This is a genomic window from Cupriavidus sp. KK10, from assembly GCF_018223725.1.
GTDB lineage: Bacteria > Pseudomonadota > Gammaproteobacteria > Burkholderiales > Burkholderiaceae > Cupriavidus > Cupriavidus necator.
The window spans coordinates 3,601,287-3,618,497 of record NZ_CP073677.1; the positions used below are offsets into that span (position 1 = coordinate 3,601,287).

Annotated in this window: 16 protein-coding genes; 3 read left to right on the top strand and 13 right to left on the bottom strand. The window is 68.3% G+C overall.

The features are described from left to right. Positions 1 to 13: 13 nt before the first annotated feature. The 3 genes from KB879_RS16885 to KB879_RS16895 form a co-directional block, all read right to left on the bottom strand. Complete coding sequence (locus KB879_RS16885) at positions 14 to 718, bottom strand: ParB-like protein (protein WP_041228731.1); 705 nt, start codon at positions 716 to 718, stop codon at positions 14 to 16. Continuing rightward, positions 702 to 1,121, bottom strand: a complete 420-nt coding sequence (locus KB879_RS16890) for a hypothetical protein (RefSeq protein WP_041228949.1) — start codon at positions 1,119 to 1,121, stop codon at positions 702 to 704. The genes KB879_RS16885 and KB879_RS16890 overlap by 17 nt, the downstream gene beginning before the upstream one ends. A gap of 174 nt (positions 1,122 to 1,295) precedes the next feature. Beyond that, on the bottom strand, positions 1,296 to 2,153 hold the full coding sequence (locus KB879_RS16895; RefSeq protein ID WP_013953926.1) for an SDR family oxidoreductase: 858 nt from the start codon (positions 2,151 to 2,153) through the stop codon (positions 1,296 to 1,298). A 343-nt stretch (positions 2,154 to 2,496) separates the two neighbouring features. Here KB879_RS16895 and KB879_RS16900 point away from each other — a divergent pair, with 343 nt between their 5' ends. Both KB879_RS16900 and KB879_RS16905 read left to right on the top strand, forming a co-directional pair. Next, positions 2,497 to 3,549 carry a BON domain-containing protein gene (locus tag KB879_RS16900; RefSeq protein WP_013953927.1) on the top strand — a complete coding sequence of 351 codons (1,053 nt, stop codon included), beginning with the start codon at positions 2,497 to 2,499 and terminating at the stop codon, positions 3,547 to 3,549. A 7-nt stretch (positions 3,550 to 3,556) separates the two neighbouring features. Further along, positions 3,557 to 4,192, top strand: a complete 636-nt coding sequence (locus KB879_RS16905; protein WP_211979452.1) for a ParB-like protein — start codon at positions 3,557 to 3,559, stop codon at positions 4,190 to 4,192. 37 nt (positions 4,193 to 4,229) lie between these two features. Here KB879_RS16905 and KB879_RS16910 read toward each other — a convergent pair whose 3' ends face one another. From KB879_RS16910 to KB879_RS16945, 8 genes are all read right to left on the bottom strand, one after another. Continuing rightward, entirely contained in the window at positions 4,230 to 5,084 is an 855-nt protein-coding gene (locus KB879_RS16910; RefSeq protein ID WP_013953929.1) for a S9 family peptidase, read from the bottom strand. Continuing rightward, complete coding sequence (locus KB879_RS16915) at positions 5,071 to 6,264, bottom strand: DUF3182 family protein (RefSeq protein ID WP_013953930.1); 1,194 nt, start codon at positions 6,262 to 6,264, stop codon at positions 5,071 to 5,073. The genes KB879_RS16910 and KB879_RS16915 overlap by 14 nt, the downstream gene beginning before the upstream one ends. A 54-nt stretch (positions 6,265 to 6,318) precedes the next feature. Beyond that, entirely contained in the window at positions 6,319 to 6,885 is a 567-nt protein-coding gene (locus tag KB879_RS16920; protein WP_013953931.1) for a low affinity iron permease family protein, read from the bottom strand. Positions 6,886 to 7,064: 179 nt separating this feature from the next. Continuing rightward, on the bottom strand, positions 7,065 to 8,324 hold the full coding sequence (locus KB879_RS16925) for an IS256 family transposase (protein ID WP_211979453.1): 1,260 nt from the start codon (positions 8,322 to 8,324) through the stop codon (positions 7,065 to 7,067). Positions 8,325 to 9,024: 700 nt separating this feature from the next. Further along, entirely contained in the window at positions 9,025 to 9,498 is a 474-nt protein-coding gene (locus KB879_RS16930) for a PRC-barrel domain-containing protein (RefSeq protein ID WP_010810663.1), read from the bottom strand. 85 nt (positions 9,499 to 9,583) lie between these two features. Continuing rightward, positions 9,584 to 9,958: a hypothetical protein gene (locus tag KB879_RS16935; protein ID WP_013953932.1), complete on the bottom strand. Its 375-nt coding sequence runs from the start codon at positions 9,956 to 9,958 to the stop codon at positions 9,584 to 9,586. Positions 9,959 to 10,158: 200 nt separating this feature from the next. Continuing rightward, a complete protein-coding gene (locus tag KB879_RS16940) occupies positions 10,159 to 10,965 on the bottom strand; it encodes a HAMP domain-containing sensor histidine kinase (RefSeq protein WP_041228732.1) in 807 nt (268 codons plus the stop codon). 141 nt (positions 10,966 to 11,106) lie between these two features. Beyond that, positions 11,107 to 12,507 (bottom strand): sigma-54 dependent transcriptional regulator, encoded by a 1,401-nt coding sequence (locus tag KB879_RS16945; RefSeq protein ID WP_013953934.1) that lies wholly within the window; start codon positions 12,505 to 12,507, stop codon positions 11,107 to 11,109. A gap of 356 nt (positions 12,508 to 12,863) precedes the next feature. On the opposite strand from KB879_RS16945, the gene KB879_RS16950 reads away from it, so the two are divergent. Continuing rightward, the gene (locus KB879_RS16950; protein WP_013953935.1) at positions 12,864 to 13,925 is read left to right on the top strand and encodes a sigma-54-dependent Fis family transcriptional regulator; all 1,062 of its coding nucleotides are present in this window, start codon (positions 12,864 to 12,866) and stop codon (positions 13,923 to 13,925) included. On the opposite strand, the gene KB879_RS16955 is transcribed toward KB879_RS16950, so the two are convergent. Together KB879_RS16955 and KB879_RS16960 are read right to left on the bottom strand one after the other, a co-directional pair. Beyond that, positions 13,910 to 15,916 carry an ATP-binding protein gene (locus tag KB879_RS16955; protein ID WP_153954117.1) on the bottom strand — a complete coding sequence of 669 codons (2,007 nt, stop codon included), beginning with the start codon at positions 15,914 to 15,916 and terminating at the stop codon, positions 13,910 to 13,912. The two genes, KB879_RS16950 and KB879_RS16955, sit on opposite strands and share 16 nt — an antisense overlap. Positions 15,917 to 16,105: 189 nt before the next feature. Then, positions 16,106 to 17,113 carry an SDR family oxidoreductase gene (locus tag KB879_RS16960; protein WP_211982222.1) on the bottom strand — a complete coding sequence of 336 codons (1,008 nt, stop codon included), beginning with the start codon at positions 17,111 to 17,113 and terminating at the stop codon, positions 16,106 to 16,108. Between the last annotated feature and the right edge of the window lie 98 nt (positions 17,114 to 17,211).

A 17,211-nucleotide genomic window follows, 5' to 3' on the forward strand; every position in this document is an offset into this window, starting at 1 on the left:
CCAGACTGGCTGATTATCCGGCACCGCCCTTCTTTCCCCCGACCCTCCCCCTCACCGGCCCGCCGCAATAGCCCGGCAGCCGTCTTGCGCGGGCGCTGCGCGCCAGCCGGATCGACTCCGTCAGCGCCAGCCCGAATCCCGCAACACTGCCCAGGTCCTCTTCCACCCGCTCGCGCAGGAAGCGGACCCAGGAGAAGTCGCCAGCCGCGCTGCCAGGCTTGCGGTAGGCCCCGGCCTCGCGCGCAAAGGCCGCCAGGCTGCGATAGGGATCGTCGCGCATGCCCCGCACAGTGGGCGGCAGTGCCTTCGGGCCCAGCAGCCTGCCGTGCTCGTCATAGGGATGGACATGGCCGAGACGGCGCATCCGTTTCCAGAACGCAGACGGGCTCAGGCGGCTGAAGTCATGCAGCACGCGCACGGGTGCCCGCTCGTAGCCGAGATCCAGCCATGCCCGCGCCCAGTGATGGTGATCGATGATATAGAGGCCGCCGCCCGGCCCGGCGACGGTCTTGATGCGATGGCGGCGCATGAAGCGCCGCAGCGCCGCGTGGTCGTCCGGGTCCGCGTGGCGCTGCGTGACGTCCATCTTGTAGCTGACGTGCGCATAGCCCAGCGTCAGCTGGGTCGGGCGCAGGCGAGCCAGTTCGGCAACGGCCTTGCTGCGCGGCGCGCGGTGTTCCGCGCTGTCGGCAGCGCGGCGCTCAGTCGTGCTCGGCACGCTTCTGGTCAACGAAGTGCTCAAGCTCGCTGCCCGGGTCTTCGTTGCCGGTGCTCTCTTCGGCAATCGCTTCGCGTGTGAGCGGGCGCGGCCAGTATTCGCCCTCACCGTCATGTACGGGCTCGCCGTGGCGGGCGGGATTGAAATCCGTCCACTGGCCGCATTCCCAGTTGCCTTGCGCACGTTCCAGTCCGCTCGCACCGGCCTCGCGCAGCACGTCCACGGCGACGGAACCGAGGCCGTTGTTGACGCACGCCGCCAGCATGACGCGGTCCGGCGCAGTGTCCGGCCCCACCGACATGATGGATACGTCCCACACAGAGAAGCCGCGCGAGAACAGGGTCCGTGCCACGTCTTCGGCGCTGGCAATCGAATCGAAACGTCCGGCTACGATCGCTGACATGATGACTGACTCCCATGAGATAGTGGCGATGGTCATGACTGCTGCCATCCACATTGCAAGAGCCACGCCCGCGCCCGCTGTGCGTCACGCCGCGCGCACGGCCTGCATGGCGCGCACGCCGGCGTGCAATATTTGCAAAGGCGGCCCCGGAACTACATGCCTTGCCCTGGCGCCTCAGCCGTTGACGACCTCGCCGCCGTTGATGTGCAGGATCTGCCCGGTGATGTAGCTGGCCGCGTCGGAGGCCAGGAACACAAAGCCCGCCGCCACCTCGAATGGTTGTCCCGGGCGGCCCATCGGCGTCTTCCTGCCAAACTCGGCCACTTCTTCCGCCGTGAAGGTCGACGGGATCAGCGGCGTCCAGATCGGGCCCGGTGCGACGCCGTTGACACGGATGCCGCGCTCGACCACCTGCAGCGCCAGGGAACGCGTGAACGACACGATCGCACCCTTGGTGGCGGAGTAATCCAGCAGGTGCTTGCTGCCGCGATACGCGGTCACCGAGGTTGTGTTCAGGATCGACGCGCCCGCCTTCAGGTGCGGCAGCACCGCGCGCGTCAGGTGGAACATCGCGAACACATTGGTGCGGAAGGTGGCCTCCACCTGGCTGGGGTCGACTTCTTCCAGCGAGGCCTTGGGGTGTTGCTCGGCGGCATTGTTGACCAGGATGTCGAGCTTGCCGTACTGCTGCAACGCCTGCCGCGCCACGGCCTCGGCATGCGCGTGGTCGGCGAGGTCTCCCGCGATTGCCAGGCATTTGCGGCCTGCCGCCTCGACCAGCTCGACGGTCTCTCGCGCATCGGCATGCTCATCGAGATAGGCGATGGCGACATCGGCGCCTTCACGCGCAAAGGCCACCGCAATGGCCCGCCCGATGCCGCTGTCGCCGCCGGTGATCAGCGCCACGCGCCCGCGCAGCCGGCCGCTGCCGACATAGTCCTCGGCACCACTGTCCGGCTGCGGCCGCATGGCGGCCTCCAGGCCCGGCTGGCGTGGCTGGTGCTGGGGCGGGATGCTGGTCGGTGTGGACATGGCTGGCTCCTGTCTGCGTGGCCGCATTACGGCCCTTGCAGGTGCCGCGCAAGTTCCATGCCGCAAGCGGCGAGCCCACGCCGCGCCGCAGTTCGCGCGTCGTGGCCACGGCCCGCCGCCATGGCCGGCACGCCGCCCGCAAACCTTACATCGCCCGGCAATCCTTACAGCGCGCCATGCGCGACAGCCAGCATGGCCTCGCCCGCGCACCGGGGCACGGATATTGCGGCCATTGCAGGCATGAACGTCACCGGCCCGGCGTGGCTGCGGCAGTTGCCGCACCGGCCTGCCGCACCAGGCAGTGCGGCGGAGGACGCCCGGGCCCCACAGCCAGGAGGCAACCATGTTCAACTTCCGTAACGAGCGCAGCCGCAGCGGCCCCCGCAGCGGCACCGAAACGCAGCGCCGCGAGCGCGGCCCGGCGCAACGGATGCGCGACCAGGACCAGGGCCGCGGCTCGGAGGACTGGGGACAGGAATGGGGTGAGGACTGGCGCGGCGACAGCAGCAGCCAATCCGCTCCGGCGGGCCGCGACAGCGAGTCCGCGCGCCATGGCGGGCCGTGGTACCAGCAGGACACGCCTGCCGGCCAGCGCCGCGGTAGTTGGGGCGAACAGGGCTATGGCGCGGCCGACACAGGCGGCACCGGCCATCCGTACAGCAGCGGCTACGGTGGCTACCGGCCGGCCCCGCAGGACAGCGGCTACCGCAGCGAAGAACGCGAATCGGGCTATGGCTACCGCGATGAAGACCGCTTCGGCCCGCGCGGACGCCGCAGCGAAGCGGACGACCCGCGCCGGCCTGGCCGTGCCTGGCACGGTGAAGAAGACTGGGGTGAACGCGGCGGCCGCGCCATGCACTGGCGCGAAGGCATGGAACGCGACCGCGCGCAGCGCGCCGGCCAGCCCAGCTATGGCGGCGGCTACTTTGGCGACGCCGGCAGCGGTGGCCAGTCGTACAGCGGCGGCCAGCGTGTGTACCCGGATGATCCGGGCTACCGGCGCTACGCGCCTTATGCAGCGCAAGCGGGAGCGCCAGGCGGCCAGCGCGGGCGCCGTCCGGTTGGCCCCAAGGGCTACCGCCGCACCGATGAGCGCGTACGCGAGGATGTGTGCGAACGCCTGGCGATGAACCCGTATGTCGATGTCGGCGACGTCAGCGTGGAAGTGGCCAACGGCGTGGTGACGCTGGACGGCACCGTGCGCGAGCGCCGCGAGAAATACGTGATCGAGGACATTGCCGATGCTGTGTTCGGCGTCACCGAGGTGGACAATCGCCTGCGCGTACAGCGCCAGCCAGGCGCCGCGTGGGCGGCCGGCTCAGAGGTCGGCGGCGACGATGCCGCCGGCACGGCGGCTCCGGGGACCTCGCCCGAGCGCACGCTGAACAAGAGCTGATGCGCCCATGCGTCGCCAGCCTCGCAAGCTGCGCCCCGGCAGCAAGCTGATGGTGCCGCTGGATGCCCTGCGTCCCACCCAAATCACGGTAGGCGGCTACCACGTCGCGCAGAAGGTCCATGTCACCCGGCGCGTGCCGCCGGAACGCCGCGCCGCGTTCCTGGACCGGCACCGCGTACACCTGGTGATCGGTCCGGAACAGGCCCTGTACGTGGTCGATCACCATCACTGGGTGCGCGCCTGGCACGATCTCGGGCTCACCCATGTGCCGGGCCTGGTGCGCGCCGACCTGAGCGACATGAACGTGCCGGCGTTCTGGCGCCACATGGTGGCCGAGCATATGGTCCACCCTTACGACGAGCACGGGCGCCGCCGTCCGCTGACGGAATTGCCCGGCGGCATCCACGACATGCGCGACGACCCGTATCGCAGCCTGGAGGCCTTCGTGCAGCTGGCCGGCGGCTATCGCAAGGTCAAGACCGCCTACATGGATTTTCGCTGGGCCGACTACTTCCGCCGCCACGTGGCGGGCCCGTTCGATACCACGCCTCACTTTGCCATCGCGCTGGCGCAGGCGTTCCGGCTGGCGCACGCAGCGGGCGCGCGCGGCCTACCGGGCTATATCGGCTCATTGGGGTGCTGAGCGGGTTCAGCCGTCTTTGCCTGCTGTCAGCGACACGCTATTGCGCGCCGGATGCCGTTGCCGGGGCGCTGGCGGACTCGGCGAGCGGCATGCCCGGTTCGTCGGCCGGCACCTGCGGCGCGGGCGGCTCCGCGCGTTCGGCGCTGACCGGGCCGGCGCGCGCGACGGTAATCATCTCGCGCAGCCAGTTGACCAGCAGGCTGCTGTAGGCGCGCTGGCTTTCCTCTTCCGTCAGGCCGTGGTCGGCCCCCTTGATCACGCGGTAGGTCATGGAGCTGGCGTGCACGCAGGCATCCACGTAGCTCATCACCGCGGCGTGCGGCACCACCTGGTCGTGCTCGGATTCAATCACCAGCACGTCGCCGGCAAATTCCGCGCAAGCGCGCAGGGCTCGGTTGCTCTCGGGCGGCACCACGCTGCGACGGTAGGCCACCAGGTCCTGTTCGCGATGCAGCTGGCGCTTGGGCAGTTCCCAGCCCGAGTCCATGTACAGCGCCGGCGCGCGGAACGCCATCCAGCGCACCTGGCGCAGCGTGCTCAGCAACGCAGCCAGGTAGCCGCCGTAGCTGCTGCCCACCACCGCGATGGCGTTGCGGTCCACTTCGGGCTGGCGCACCAGCACATCGTAGGCGGCCACCACGTCGGCCAGGTTGCGCATGCGGCTGACCGTCTCGTATTGCGCCTGGGTCCCGGCGTGCCCGGTCAGGTCGAAGGTCAGGCAGACACAGCCCAGCCCCGCCACCTTGCGCGCGCGGGCCAGGTACTGCTGCTGGCTGCCGCCCCAGCCATGGACGAACAGCACGCCCGGCAGCCTGGTCTGCGGGCTGATCAAGGTGCCGGCAATGGTGCCGCCTTCGCTTTGTATCTGCACTAGGTCTTCATGCGTTGCCATCGGATTCAGGCTCCAGTCGTGCGTATTTGGTCAACGGACCGGCGTGCCGGTCCTCTCCCTGGAAGTAGATCTCGGCGTCGTCCGGCACGCGCACGCCCTTGCCATAGACCTCGCGCGTGGCAGCCACCACGCGGGTGCGGCGCGGATCCTCGAGCAGCGCGGCCAGCGCCGCCAGCTCGGCGCCGGTCGCGCCGCCCACCCGCCAGGACTGTTCCAGCACGCCCCCAAGCACTTGCCCGTGGCCGGCGCTGCCCGCGGGCGGGCCGAAGGCGACGTCGTAGTTGCAGCGAGAAAGCACCATGCCCCCGGCATCGCCATAGCAGGCCAGCGCGGCTTCGTGGTACACCATCGCGGCCCGCACCGCGGCCAGCGTGCGGGCGTCGAACGGATGCTGCAGCAGCGCCTCGAGGCCGCCGCGCACCATCGTCAGCGTGGAGCCGCCATAGACCTTCTGCCCGTGGTTGTTGGCAGTGAGCCCTTGCGTGCCGCAATAGCTGGCCCGCAGGCCCGCCAGCTCCACCTGCCCCACGCTGTAGGTCTGCGGCGCGTCCAGGTCGCGCTCCGCCACCAGGCCATGGGCTTGCACCACATCGGGCGCCATCGCGGCGAGCGCCTCGTCCAGCGAGCGTTCGTCGTGGACCACGCGCTGGCCCAACCCGCCGATGCCGCACGGTTCCTTCAGCCGTACCGGCCCCAGCGCCAGCAGGCGCATTGCCGCAATCCGCGCATCGCTGAGCGTGAAGGCGGTAAAGCCCGGCAGCGTGGCGCCCACTACGCGCCGCACAAAGTCCTCGGACCAGCCCCGCGGCGCTGCGGCGCCGGGCGCCACCAGGCCGTGCGTGATCGCCTTGGTGGCCACGAAGGCGTAGGGCACCACCCCGCCAAACAGGTCGCCCGCGTCCCGCACGCCGAGGTCCTGCGCCAGCGTACGGCCTACCAGAGTCTGCGCGGGCACCAGGTATGGCGCAGGCAGCCCCGCATCCGGCGCGGAGTAGGGGCCTGCAAAGGAAAAGCCCGCGATGTCAGCGACCTTGCGGGCAATATTGGCAAGGGTCGTGCCGAGGTGGCTGTCGGCCTTGCCCAGGGACTCGCAACCGTAGACCATCACCGCGCGGCTGCGTGCCGGCGGGTTGCCCGGGGCAGCGCGTTTTCGATGCGTTGACTTGCTCGGTTCGGACACGGGCGGCTCCTTGCTGGTAGCTCTCGCTCGATGGCGTGGGAGGGGCCGCATGGGCTAAGAGCTGGGCGCCACGGTGGGTGAGCGGCTCCCGGCATCGCTGCCGGCCAGCCGGCGCCCGCGCGCTGCGCGCGCCTGCCGCTTGGCGGCGTGGTTCTCGCGCGCCTCGTCCAGCGAATGGCTCGACTTGATACCGTCTTCCTTGTCAGCCAACTCGGCCAGGTGGCGATAGAAGGTCACCAGCTGGCGCAGTTCTTCCTCATCCAGGTCCTCGATCGACACCAGCATATTGCTGGCTTCGCGGTGCGAGGCGAGAAGTTCATTGAGCTTCAGGTGGACCGCGACCGCGTCCTTGTTCTGGCTCTGCTGGATCAGGAACACCATCAGGAAGGTGACGATGGTGGTGCCGGTATTGATGACCAGTTGCCAGGTTTCGGAATAGGCAAACAGTGGGCCGGTGATGGCCCATGCGGCTATCACGGCGACGGCCAGCACGAATGCGACGGGCGATCCGGCCTGGCGTGTGGCGGCGCCGGCGAAGCGGTCAAAGGCATGCAGCACGCCATGCTTGCTGGACCCGGTGCGATGGCTAACGCCTGGCGGGATTGGGCTGGAATTGTTCATTGTTGCGCTCTCATGGAGTGTGGATGTTTGGAATGGCCTTCATGTGGTTGGTTTAGGGTGTTTGGCGGGCGTGGGTGGTTTTGGCTTTGCGCCATGCGGTCGCTAGGGGCCTGTCAGTTTTTTTGTGTGCAGGGCAGTTAAAGGCTCATCGTCATTTCGACCGGTGAGCCAGCATTATCTCAACGATGTGGATGGGTGAAGCGCTCCTCGTAGAGGATTGCAAACTGGTTCATGGCAGCCTTCCAGTCATGCGTTGAACTGCCCCACTTCCCGGTGATGTTGCGCAGGGCCAGCCACAGCAGCTTGGTCGCCGCTTCATCGCTGGGGAAGTGACCCCGCGTCTTGATGATCTTGCGCAGTTGGGCGTTGACGCTCTCGATCGCGTTGGTCGTGTAGATGATCTTGCGGATCGCCGGCGGGAACGTAAAGAACGGGATCACCTGGTCCCACGCGCGACGCCAGGACGCGGCGATCGGGGTGTACCGCTTGCCCCATTCCCCTTGCTCGAAGGCCGCCAGCTCGGCCAGCGCAGCCTCCACGGTGGGCGCGGTGTACACGGGCTTGAGCGCCGCAGCCACGGCCCGGCGCTCCTTCCAACTGGCGTACTCCAAACTGTTCCGGATCAGATGCACGATGCAGGTCTGCAGCGTGGTGTTCGGGAACACCGCGGCCAGGGCCTGTTCCATGCCCTTAAGACCATCGGTCACCGCGATCAGTATGTCCCGGGTGCCACGGGTCTTCAGGTCGTTGAACACCTTCATCCAGAACTTGGCACCTTCGGTGGTCTCGATCCACAGGCCCAGGATGTCGCGCGTGCCGTCCGGCAGCACGCCCAAGGCCAGGTAGACGGCCTTGTTGCGCACCACGCCGTCCTCACGCATCTTGACCCGCAGCGCGTCGAAGAACACGACCGGATACATCACCTCAAGCGGGCGGGCCTGCCAGGCAGTGACTTCGTCCATCACTGCATCGGTCACCGAGCTGATGAACTCGGGCGAGACCTCGGTGCCGTACTGTTCGGCCAGAAACGCCTGGATCTCGCGCACGGTCATGCCACGGGCGTACATGGCGATGATCTTGTCGTCGAACCCGGTGAAGCGCCGTTCGTGCTTGGGAATCAGGATCGGATCGAAGCTGCCATCGCGGTCGCGCGGGATGTCCACCCTCAGCGGGCCATCCTCGGTCAGGACGGTCTTGGCGCTCTTGCCGTTGCGCTGGTTGGCCGTGCCGGCCGGGCGCTCCGCGCCCGGCTGGTAGCCCAGGTGATGGCCGAGCTCGGCGCCCAAGGCGCGCTCGATCAGGGCCTTCTTGAACGCCATCGAGGCGTCCTGAACCGCCTCGGCGGTCATGGGGCCCTTCACGAAATGGGCGATCAGGTCCTCGGGAATGGCCGGCAGCTCACGGTCTGCGGCTTGGCTGGTTTTCGTCTTGCGTGGCATACATGCTCCTTATCGACATGTTATGCCCTAAACACAAAATTTCTGACAGGTCCGTCGCTAGTCGCTCTTGGCGGGCGTGGCTCTTTAGCTTTACAAAAAGTAACCAAAAAACGCGTCGCCTATGCGGCTGGCAATCAATTACGCGGCGTTGGTCATATGGGCGGCGGTGCTTGCCGTTTTGGTCGCGGTTCGACCCTGCTAACGCCATGTGAGTGTGGGACAGTGCCTGCGATAACCGGCTTTTGAACGATCCCCAAGTCGGGCGGTGGCCCGCGCTCTCGAGCGATATCGCATCAACGCCTTCGGCTGCGCTTCGCGCAAGCGCCCAATGACCGTCAGCGCATTTTGGGCCAGCGCAGCAGCCGTAGGCGTCCCCGCGATGCCGCTTGCAGCATGCGGCCTACGCCCTGCATGGGGATCGTTCAATAGTGGGTTAACGGAGGCACTGTCCCACACTCACATGGCGTAGCAGGGTCGAACGGGCACCCAAGCCTAACGTCAAGCACCACCGTGTGAACCACCAACGCCGTGGAATTGATTGCCAGCCGCTCAGGCGACGCGTTTTTTTGGTTACTTTTTGTCGCTCGGACAAAAAGTGACTCGCCGGCTACGCCGGCGAAACAGCGACGCCCGCCAAGAACGACAAGCAGCCGCATGGCGCAAAGCTAAAGAGCCCAAGAGCCATACCCCACCTTCCCCCTCACCTCCTCCTCTCATCCCAAGGGTCATACCGATCCGCCTCCCAATAAGGCGAAATCCCGTAATACTGGTGAATGCTGGTAGCCCACTGCGAATCCGCCATGCTGGGCCAGTGGTCCTTGTCAAACCCCGGCGCGGCCTTGAGCCGGTCCCTTTCAACACCAAGCACAAAACACTTGCGCCGCGTGTCGAGCGTGAGCGCCGACCACGGCAAGGCGAAGAGCTTTTCGCCAATGCCAAGGAAGCCGCCCATGGCCAGCACTGCGTAGGCCACGCGCCCGCCCAGCACGTCGATCATGATGTGGTCGATGGTGCCGATATCATCGCCAGCGGGGTCAACCACCTTGTTGCCCTCAAGCGTGTCGGCTGCCATCACGAACGGGCCGGGACCCGGGGAATCGCGGTCGATGCCGCCGACGATGGATGCGCCGTGCGGCGGCCGTTCTTCAGGGGGTTCAGGTTGGACTCGGGTCATGGCTATCTCCGTTTGGCGGGCTGCGGCGCAGGGCACTGAGCCGCCGCGCCGCGGCACCTGGACTTCAGGGTTGCGGACATGCGCTTCAGCGCTTCGTGGCCGACCCCTTGCGCTGGCTGGCCGGCTTGGCGCCCACGGGCTGCTTTTCGCTGCCCCGCTTGAGCTTCCAGTCGACGTCGTCGCGCGCGGTCTGCGTCTTCTTCTCAGCGTGCATGGCTGCACTCGGCGAGATCGGGTCGCTGGCCGGGAACGTCATCTCCAGTGAGTCGTCCACGGCGGCCTGGTAGGTCTTGGCTTCCTTGCCCCGTTGCTTGTCGCCGGCGACGGCCTTGCTGCCTGCGCCGGCCTTGCCTGCGGATGGCCCGCTCATGCGGGCAGCCCGAGACTTGTCGGATTTCGCGCCGGACGGCTTGTGAGCAACCTGCGCGGCCTTGTCGGATTTGCGGCTGGCTTTGGGCATGGTTGTACCCTCCTTGGTTGGGTCATTCATCCATGCAAGGCGCGGGCCAGAAACGGGAGAGGCCAGCAGAGCGGCCGGGAGCGGTGCGGGCGCTGCCGTAACGCCGCGGCGGCGGCGAGTGCGGCAAAGGCCGGCCGGCAAGCGCTACGCGTAGCGCATGCGACATGCCGGTAAAAACTACATCAATGCGCCGCGCCGCGTCAGGCCTGCATGTGGCGCGGGAACCTGACAACAATGCAGACGCTGATCCTGTCACTATCGCAGCCATCGCTTTCCGCGCTCAGCGCCGCCCCGTGCATTTCCACCATGCGGCGCGTCAGCAGCAGCGCGCTGCTCTGCCGGGCCGGGGTCGCACCGTCCGGTGCCGCCCGGCGCCCGAAGAAATCGGTCAGCGCGGCCAGCCGGCTGGCGCTGCGCTGCTGGTCCAGCGGCGGGCTCTCGGTGATGCGCAGCTTCACGTGATCCGGCTCGCTGAAAACATGCACGGCGACCGAGCCGCCGGCCGGCGCGCGCCAGATGCAGTGCACCAGCAGGTGCCGCAGCAGCGGGGCCAGCCGCACGGCGTCGCCATCGATCAGGTAGGCCGATTCGGACGATTCGACCGTACCGTCGGTGGCGACCGGTGACAGCAGCACGCCCCGGGCTTCGGCCGCGGGGCGACGGTCGGCGACGGCCTGGGCCGTGAGCGCCAGCAGGTCCAGGCGCTGCCAGCGCGGTGCGCCCTCGTCGGCCAGCAGCCGCACGGCTTCTTCCATCTCCTCGATCAGCGCCAGCTGCTGCTGCGTGCCGGAACGAATGCCGTCCAGCGCGCGCTGCGCGGGCGCCGGCGTGGTATCGAAGGCGCGGTCCAGCACGTAGGCCCAGCTCTGGATGGCGTTCAGCGCGGAACGCAGGTCATGCGCCGATTGCTCGATCAGCGCGCTCACCTCTTGCACGCTGCGCACGGCAGCGGCTGGCGAAGAAAGCGGAGCGTCCGGCATCGCGGACTGCGCGGGTTGCTGCGTCATGTGCGGCTCGGCATTGGCACGTCCCCGGCCGCATTGGCCGGGCTGGATGCATTGGACGGAAGCAAGAAACGTGCTGCACAGGGCGCTGCGGTCCGCAGGCACCGGCGCAATCCCCGCAAACGCAGGCACTGGCTCGCGCCGTCAGCCGGTAGCCGACGATCCGGTGTCGTTGCGCGAGGCGCGCAGCCACTCTGGCAATTCGCCGCGCGCGGCATAATCTTCCAGCCGGTTGTACAAAGTCTTCAGGCTGATGCCGAGGATCTCGGCCGCGTGCTTCTTCACGCCGGCGCATTGCTCCAGCGTGGCGAAGATCAGCTGCCGGTCGGCATCGGCCAGGGACATGCCCACCGGCACCGACACCACCGCCGCGCCCGGCGCCTGCGTGGCCGCGACCTGCAACGGCACCTGCACCTCGGTGATGAGATCGTCGTCGGACATGATGAAGGCGCGCTGCACGAAGTTGCGCAGCTCGCGCACATTGCCGGGCCAGGCGTGCAGGCGCAGGCTGTCCAGCACATTGGGCGCGAAGCGGCGCCGGGTGCCCTGCTCGGCATTGAGTTGCTCCAGCATCAGGTTGGCGATCTGGATCACGTCGTCGCCGCGCGCGCGCAGCGGCGGCAGTTCTACCGGGAACACGTTCAGCCGGTGGAACAGGTCCGCGCGCAGCTTGCCGTCGGCCACCGCATCTTCGGGGTTGCGGTTGGTGGCGGCCAGCACGCGCACATCGGCATGGCATTCGCGGTTGGTGCCCACGCGCATGAAGGTGCCGGTCTCCAGCACCCGCAGCAGCTTGACCTGCAGCTCGGCGGGCATCTCGGTGATCTCGTCCAGGAACAGGGTGCCGCCGTCGGCGCGCTCGAAATAGCCCTTGTGCTGGCGGTCCGCGCCGGTAAAGCTGCCGCGCTCGTGGCCGAACATCTCGCTTTCGATCAGCGTGGGCGAGATCGCGCCGCAGTTGACCGCCAGGAACGGCTGGCGCCGCCGCGACGAGAGCTCATGCACGGTCTGCGCGGCCAGTTCCTTGCCGGTGCCGCTTTCGCCGATCAGCAATACCGTGGCTTCAGTCGGCGCCACGCGCGCGAGCTGGTCGTAGACCACCTGCATCACTTCGGAACTGCCCATCAGCCGGCCAAAACGGCCGTAGCGGCGCAACTCGCCGCGCAGCGAATGGATCTCGGCGCGCAACTCGCCGGTGGTGGCCAGGCGCCTGAGCACGGTCTGCAGCCGCGCCACGTTGATGGGCTTGACCAGGTAATCGGTGGCACCAGCGCGCAGCGCTTCGACCGCGCTTTCGACGCTGGCATAGCCGGTCGTGAGGATCACTTCGACGCCCGAGGCGCCAACCTCGTCGAACAGCTCCATGCCGTTGCCGTCCGGCAGGCGCAGGTCGGCCACGATCGCCTCCGGCATGCGCCAGCCGATCTGCAGCCGTGCCTCGCGCAGGGTGCCGGCGGTGGCGGAACTGAAGCCTTCCATGGCCACGATCTCGGCTAGCGCGGCACATGCGTTTTCGTCGTCATCGACAATCAGGATGTGGGGCATACGATCCGTCAGTGAGACCTATTGGAAACTTGGGCGAAATCCACTGGCACCTGCGTTCGCGCGCCACGGCGGCCATTGCTGCCGGGCTCAGGACGCCCGCCGGCGCGCTCCATGCGAGGCGTGGCGCGACGGGCACAGGGGCGGCAAGGATTTCGACTGCGACATGGTCAGCCGGTTGCACAAGTCCACTGCGTAATCCCAGTCTAAGCGCGGGCGGGCACGGTCGTTGCCGGTGTCCGTCTGACACAGCTGTCGGATGTTTCCGCGCGGGGTTGTGCATCTATGGCAAGCCACTGCGCCAAAGGCTAGCATAGGAACTTCCCACGACAAGCCCGATCTCGACCGAGGCCTTCATTGTGCCCGTGACCGCCAGCACACCGCGGCGCAGCAACGCCGCTCCCTCTGGCCAGCCCGCCAGCCACGCCGCCAGCCTATCCGAGCAGGCGCGCGAGGCCGCGCCGCGCCGCGCCATCCCTTCGCAGGTCTCGCTGCTGTGGGAAAGCGCGTCGCCCGTCATGCAGCGCTTGCTGGCCCAGATCGAGCGCGTAGCGCCCACCGATGTCACCATGCTTGCGGTAGGCGAAAGCGGCTCCGGCAAGGAAGTGGTGGCACGCGCGGTGCATGAGCGCAGCGCGCGCCGCAAGGGCCCCTTCATCGCGGTCAACTGCGGCGCGATCCAGCCCACGCTGATCGAATCAGAGCTGTTCGGCCACGAGAAAGGTGGATTTACCGGCGCGATCGAGCAGAAGGCGGGCTACTTCGAGCAGGCCCATGGCGGCACGCTATTTCTCGATGAAGTCACCGAAATGCCGCTCGACATGCAGATCAAGTTGTTGCGGGTGCTGGAAGGCCGCACCTTCCACCGCGTCGGCGGCGACACGCCCATCACCACGGACGTGCGCATCCTGGCAGCCACCAACCGCGACCCGGTCGAGGCAGCGCGTGCCGGCCAGTTGCGGGAAGACCTGCTGTACCGGCTGGCCGTGTTCCCGCTGCATATCCCGCCGCTGCGCGACCGGCCCGATGATATCGTGCCGCTGGCACGTCACTTCCTGGCCGAATACAACGCCATGGAGCGCACCGACAAGGCCTTCTCCGCCGCCTCGCTGGAGCGGCTGGTGCGCTATGACTGGCCGGGCAATGTGCGCGAGCTGAAGAACGCGGTCTACCGCGCCTTTATCCTGGCGGACAAGGTCGTGGAAATCGGCAACCCCAACCTGGCCACGCAGCCGCCGCGACCCACCACGGTGGACGGTGTGGTCAGCGTGCGCGTGGGTACCACGCTGGCCGACACCCAGCGCGAGATCATCATGGCCACTTTGGCGCGCTTTGACGGCGACAAGCGCCAGGCCGCGCGCGCGCTCGGCATCAGCCTGAAGACGCTGTACAACCGGCTGGACGCCTACCGTTCCTTGTAAGGCGCCGGCGCGGCCAGCACGCGCGACAGGGCCTCGATCGCCAGCGGCTTGGTCAGGTACGCATGGAAGCCGGCCAGTTCGCTGCGCCGCTGGTGTTCAGCAGTGCAGCGCCCGGTCAGCGCCAGGAACTGCACCGAGCGCGGGCCGCACGCCTGGCGCAATGCCGGCAGGACGTCAAAGCCCGACATTTCGGGCATCTCCAGGTCGAGCAGCACGCAATCCGGGCGGAATTCGGCGACCATGTCCAGTGCCTGCTGGCCGCCATGGGCCGCGCGCGCCTCATGGCCGAGCAGGCCCAGCAGCTCGGCCATGCTGTCGGCTGAATCGGCATTGTCGTCCACCACCAGCACGCGCCGTCGCGGCACCGGCCCCCGCGGCGGCGTGGCGGCCTCGCGCCGGCGGGCGGTGGCGCGCGGCAGGATCACGGTGAAGGTGCTGCCCTTGCCCGCGCCACCGCTGTCGGCCTGGATCGCGCCGCCGTGCGCCTCCACCACGGCCTTGGCCAGTGCCAGCCCGATGCCCAGGCCGCTGCGGCTGTCGGCGTCGCCCTCCTGCGCGAACAGGTTGAAGATGCGGTCCAGCGCCGCCGGCGCGAGACCCCGGCCGGTATCCGACACGGCGGTGATCACGCGCGCTGGCTCCACGCTCACGTGCACGCTGACGGTGCCGCCGCGCGGGGTGTACTTGACCGCGTTGCTGAGCAGGTTCAGCAGCACCTGCCCCAGCCGCGCGGCATCGGCGCGCACGTAAGGCGAGCTTGCCGGCAGCGCCACCACGAGCTGCTGGCCGGCCGCCTCCAGCGCCGGGCGGATTGCTTCGATGCTGGTGGTCACCACGTCGTTGTACGAGGTTGGCGTCAGTTCCATCTTCAGCTTGCCGGCGGTCACGCGGCCCACGTCGAGCAGGTCATTCACCAGCCGCTCCAGTTGATGCAGCTGGCGGTCGATGATCCCCGCGCAGCGGCCCACGCGCGTGTCGGCATCCGGGGTCAGCGCGATCACTTCCACCGCGTTGCGCACCGCCGCCAGCGGATTGCGCAGTTCATGCGCCAGGATGGCCAGGAACGATTGCAGCCGGCGGTTGCCGGCCTCAAGCGTTTCCAGCCGCAGCGCATCGCTCAGGTCGCGGGCAGTCCACAGCAGGCTGGTCGGGCAGCCGGCGGCGTCGCGCACCAGCACCATGCGCGTATGGCAACGCACCACCGAGCCGTCCTTGCGTGCCACGCGCTCGTCGCCGGCCCACTGGCCGCAGGCGTGCGCGGCTTCCAGCGCCGCGCGGTCGCGCCCCGCGGCGGCATCCTGGCGGGAATAGAGCAGTGCCAGCGGCTGGCCGACTGCTTCGGCCTCGGCGTAGCCGGCCAGGGCCTGCGCGCCGACGTTCCAGGTGCGGATGGTGCCGTCCAGGTCAAGGTCGCACACCGCGGTGCCGGGCAGGTTTTCGGCCAGCAGGCGCAGCCGGGTATCGGCCAGCCCGGCGTGCTCGGATGCGGCCTGCTGCACGGTAATGTCGCGGCACGACACGATAAAGCCGGTGGCCTGGCCCGCTGCGGACTCTCCGGACAAGGCATCGGCATGCTTGAGCGCCGCGCCCGGCTCGTCGGTCGCGCCAATGGCCCGCATGCGGCAGGACGCCTGCAGCAGGCTGCCGTCGCGCCGCACGCGCCAGCCCTGGTCGCGCGCGCTGCCGCCAAGTGCGGCCGCCTGCAGCCATTGCTGCGGCAGGCCGGCAGCGACATCTTCAGGGCGATGCAGGCAGGAAAAGTGACGGCCGGTGATTTCCCCGGCGCTGTAGCCGAACACGCGCCGCGCGGCATTCGGCCACATTGCAATGCACCCGCGCGCATCGGTCTCGAACACGGCGCAGTCTTCCACCGCGTCGAGCAGGCGCCCGTACCGTGCCGCCAGCGGGACGCCGGCATCGTCCACCCTGGTGCCGTCCGGCTCGCCGACGGGTGACGCACGGACACCTTTTGCCGCTCGCGGCTCGGACATGAGCACACCTTCTGTGTGATGGGGTGAAGCCAGCAGGCCCCGTGCGCGGGCGGCCTGGCGGCGCCGCGAGGCGGAGGGCCGAATGCCCGCAAATGCGGGCATTCGAGTCAATGATAGGTGTTCGCGGCCCATGCGCCACCAATGTGCGCGGCACCGGACAGCAGGGTCTGTTCCATATGGGAACAGACCTTAGCGCTTGTGCCGCAACTGGTACACCGCGGCAACCGCGGCTGAGGCGCCCACCACCAGTGCAGTGGCCAGCATCGGGTGGCGCGCCGTAGTGGTGTAGGGGCAGGATTGCAGCGCGTTGTGGCTGCCGCTCCGTTCCTGCAGGCCGCTTCCGCTGCCATACAGCGCGTTGTCCTCGAGCGGACCCGCGGGGTGGTGCGTCTGTTGCGCGCGGCCCATGAAGCGGCGCATGAAGCGGTCGAAGGTGTGCGGCGCATGGTACGCCGCGGCCGAGAACGCCTTGGCGGCCGCACCGACGAAGAGCTCGCGGCGCGGGTTCGCGGCGGCAAACAGGATTGCGTCAGCGGCCAGCGCCGGGTCATACAGCGGCGGCGGCAGGCGCGGCTCGACATCGAGGAAATTCTTGGCGTGCATCGCCAGCGGCGTTTCCAGTCCGGCAGGCTTGATCAGCGTCACGCTGACCGGCGCCTGCTCCTGCTCCAGTTCCAGCCGCAGCGAATCCGTAAAGCCCTTGATCGCGTGCTGCGAGGCCGCGTAGGCGCTCTGCAGCGGCAGCGGGCCGTCCGCCGCCTCGCTGCCCATGTTGATGATGGCGCCGCCGTGCTCGCGCAGATGCGCGGCCGCCGCCAGCGAGCCATGCACGGTGCCCCAGTAGTTGGTATCGAACAGCCGCCGCTGGTCTTCCAGCGGCACATCGCAATGGCGCCCGAAGATGGTCACGCCGGCGTTGTTGATCCAGGTATCGAAGCCACCGAAGCGCTCGATGGCAGCCTGCGCCACCTTGCCAATCTCTTCATGCTTGCCGACATCGGCCACCACGGTGATGACTTCATTGCCATGCTCTCGCAACTCTTCGGCCAGCTGGTGCAGCGAACCCTCGCTGCGCGCCACCAGCACCAGCCGTGCGCCCTGCTGCGCCGCCTTGCGCGCCGTCACGAGGCCCACGCCGCTGCTGGCACCGGTCAGGACGATGACCTGCGAGCCAATGTTCTTCAGGGTTGGTTTCATCGCCGCTTCCTCCTCGGGGAGGCCCGGCACGGTGCCGGGCATGCCGCTGGGGAGTCGCAAGGAGCGTTCCTGTCCGGCGCGGCCCTGGGTGGCGGCGC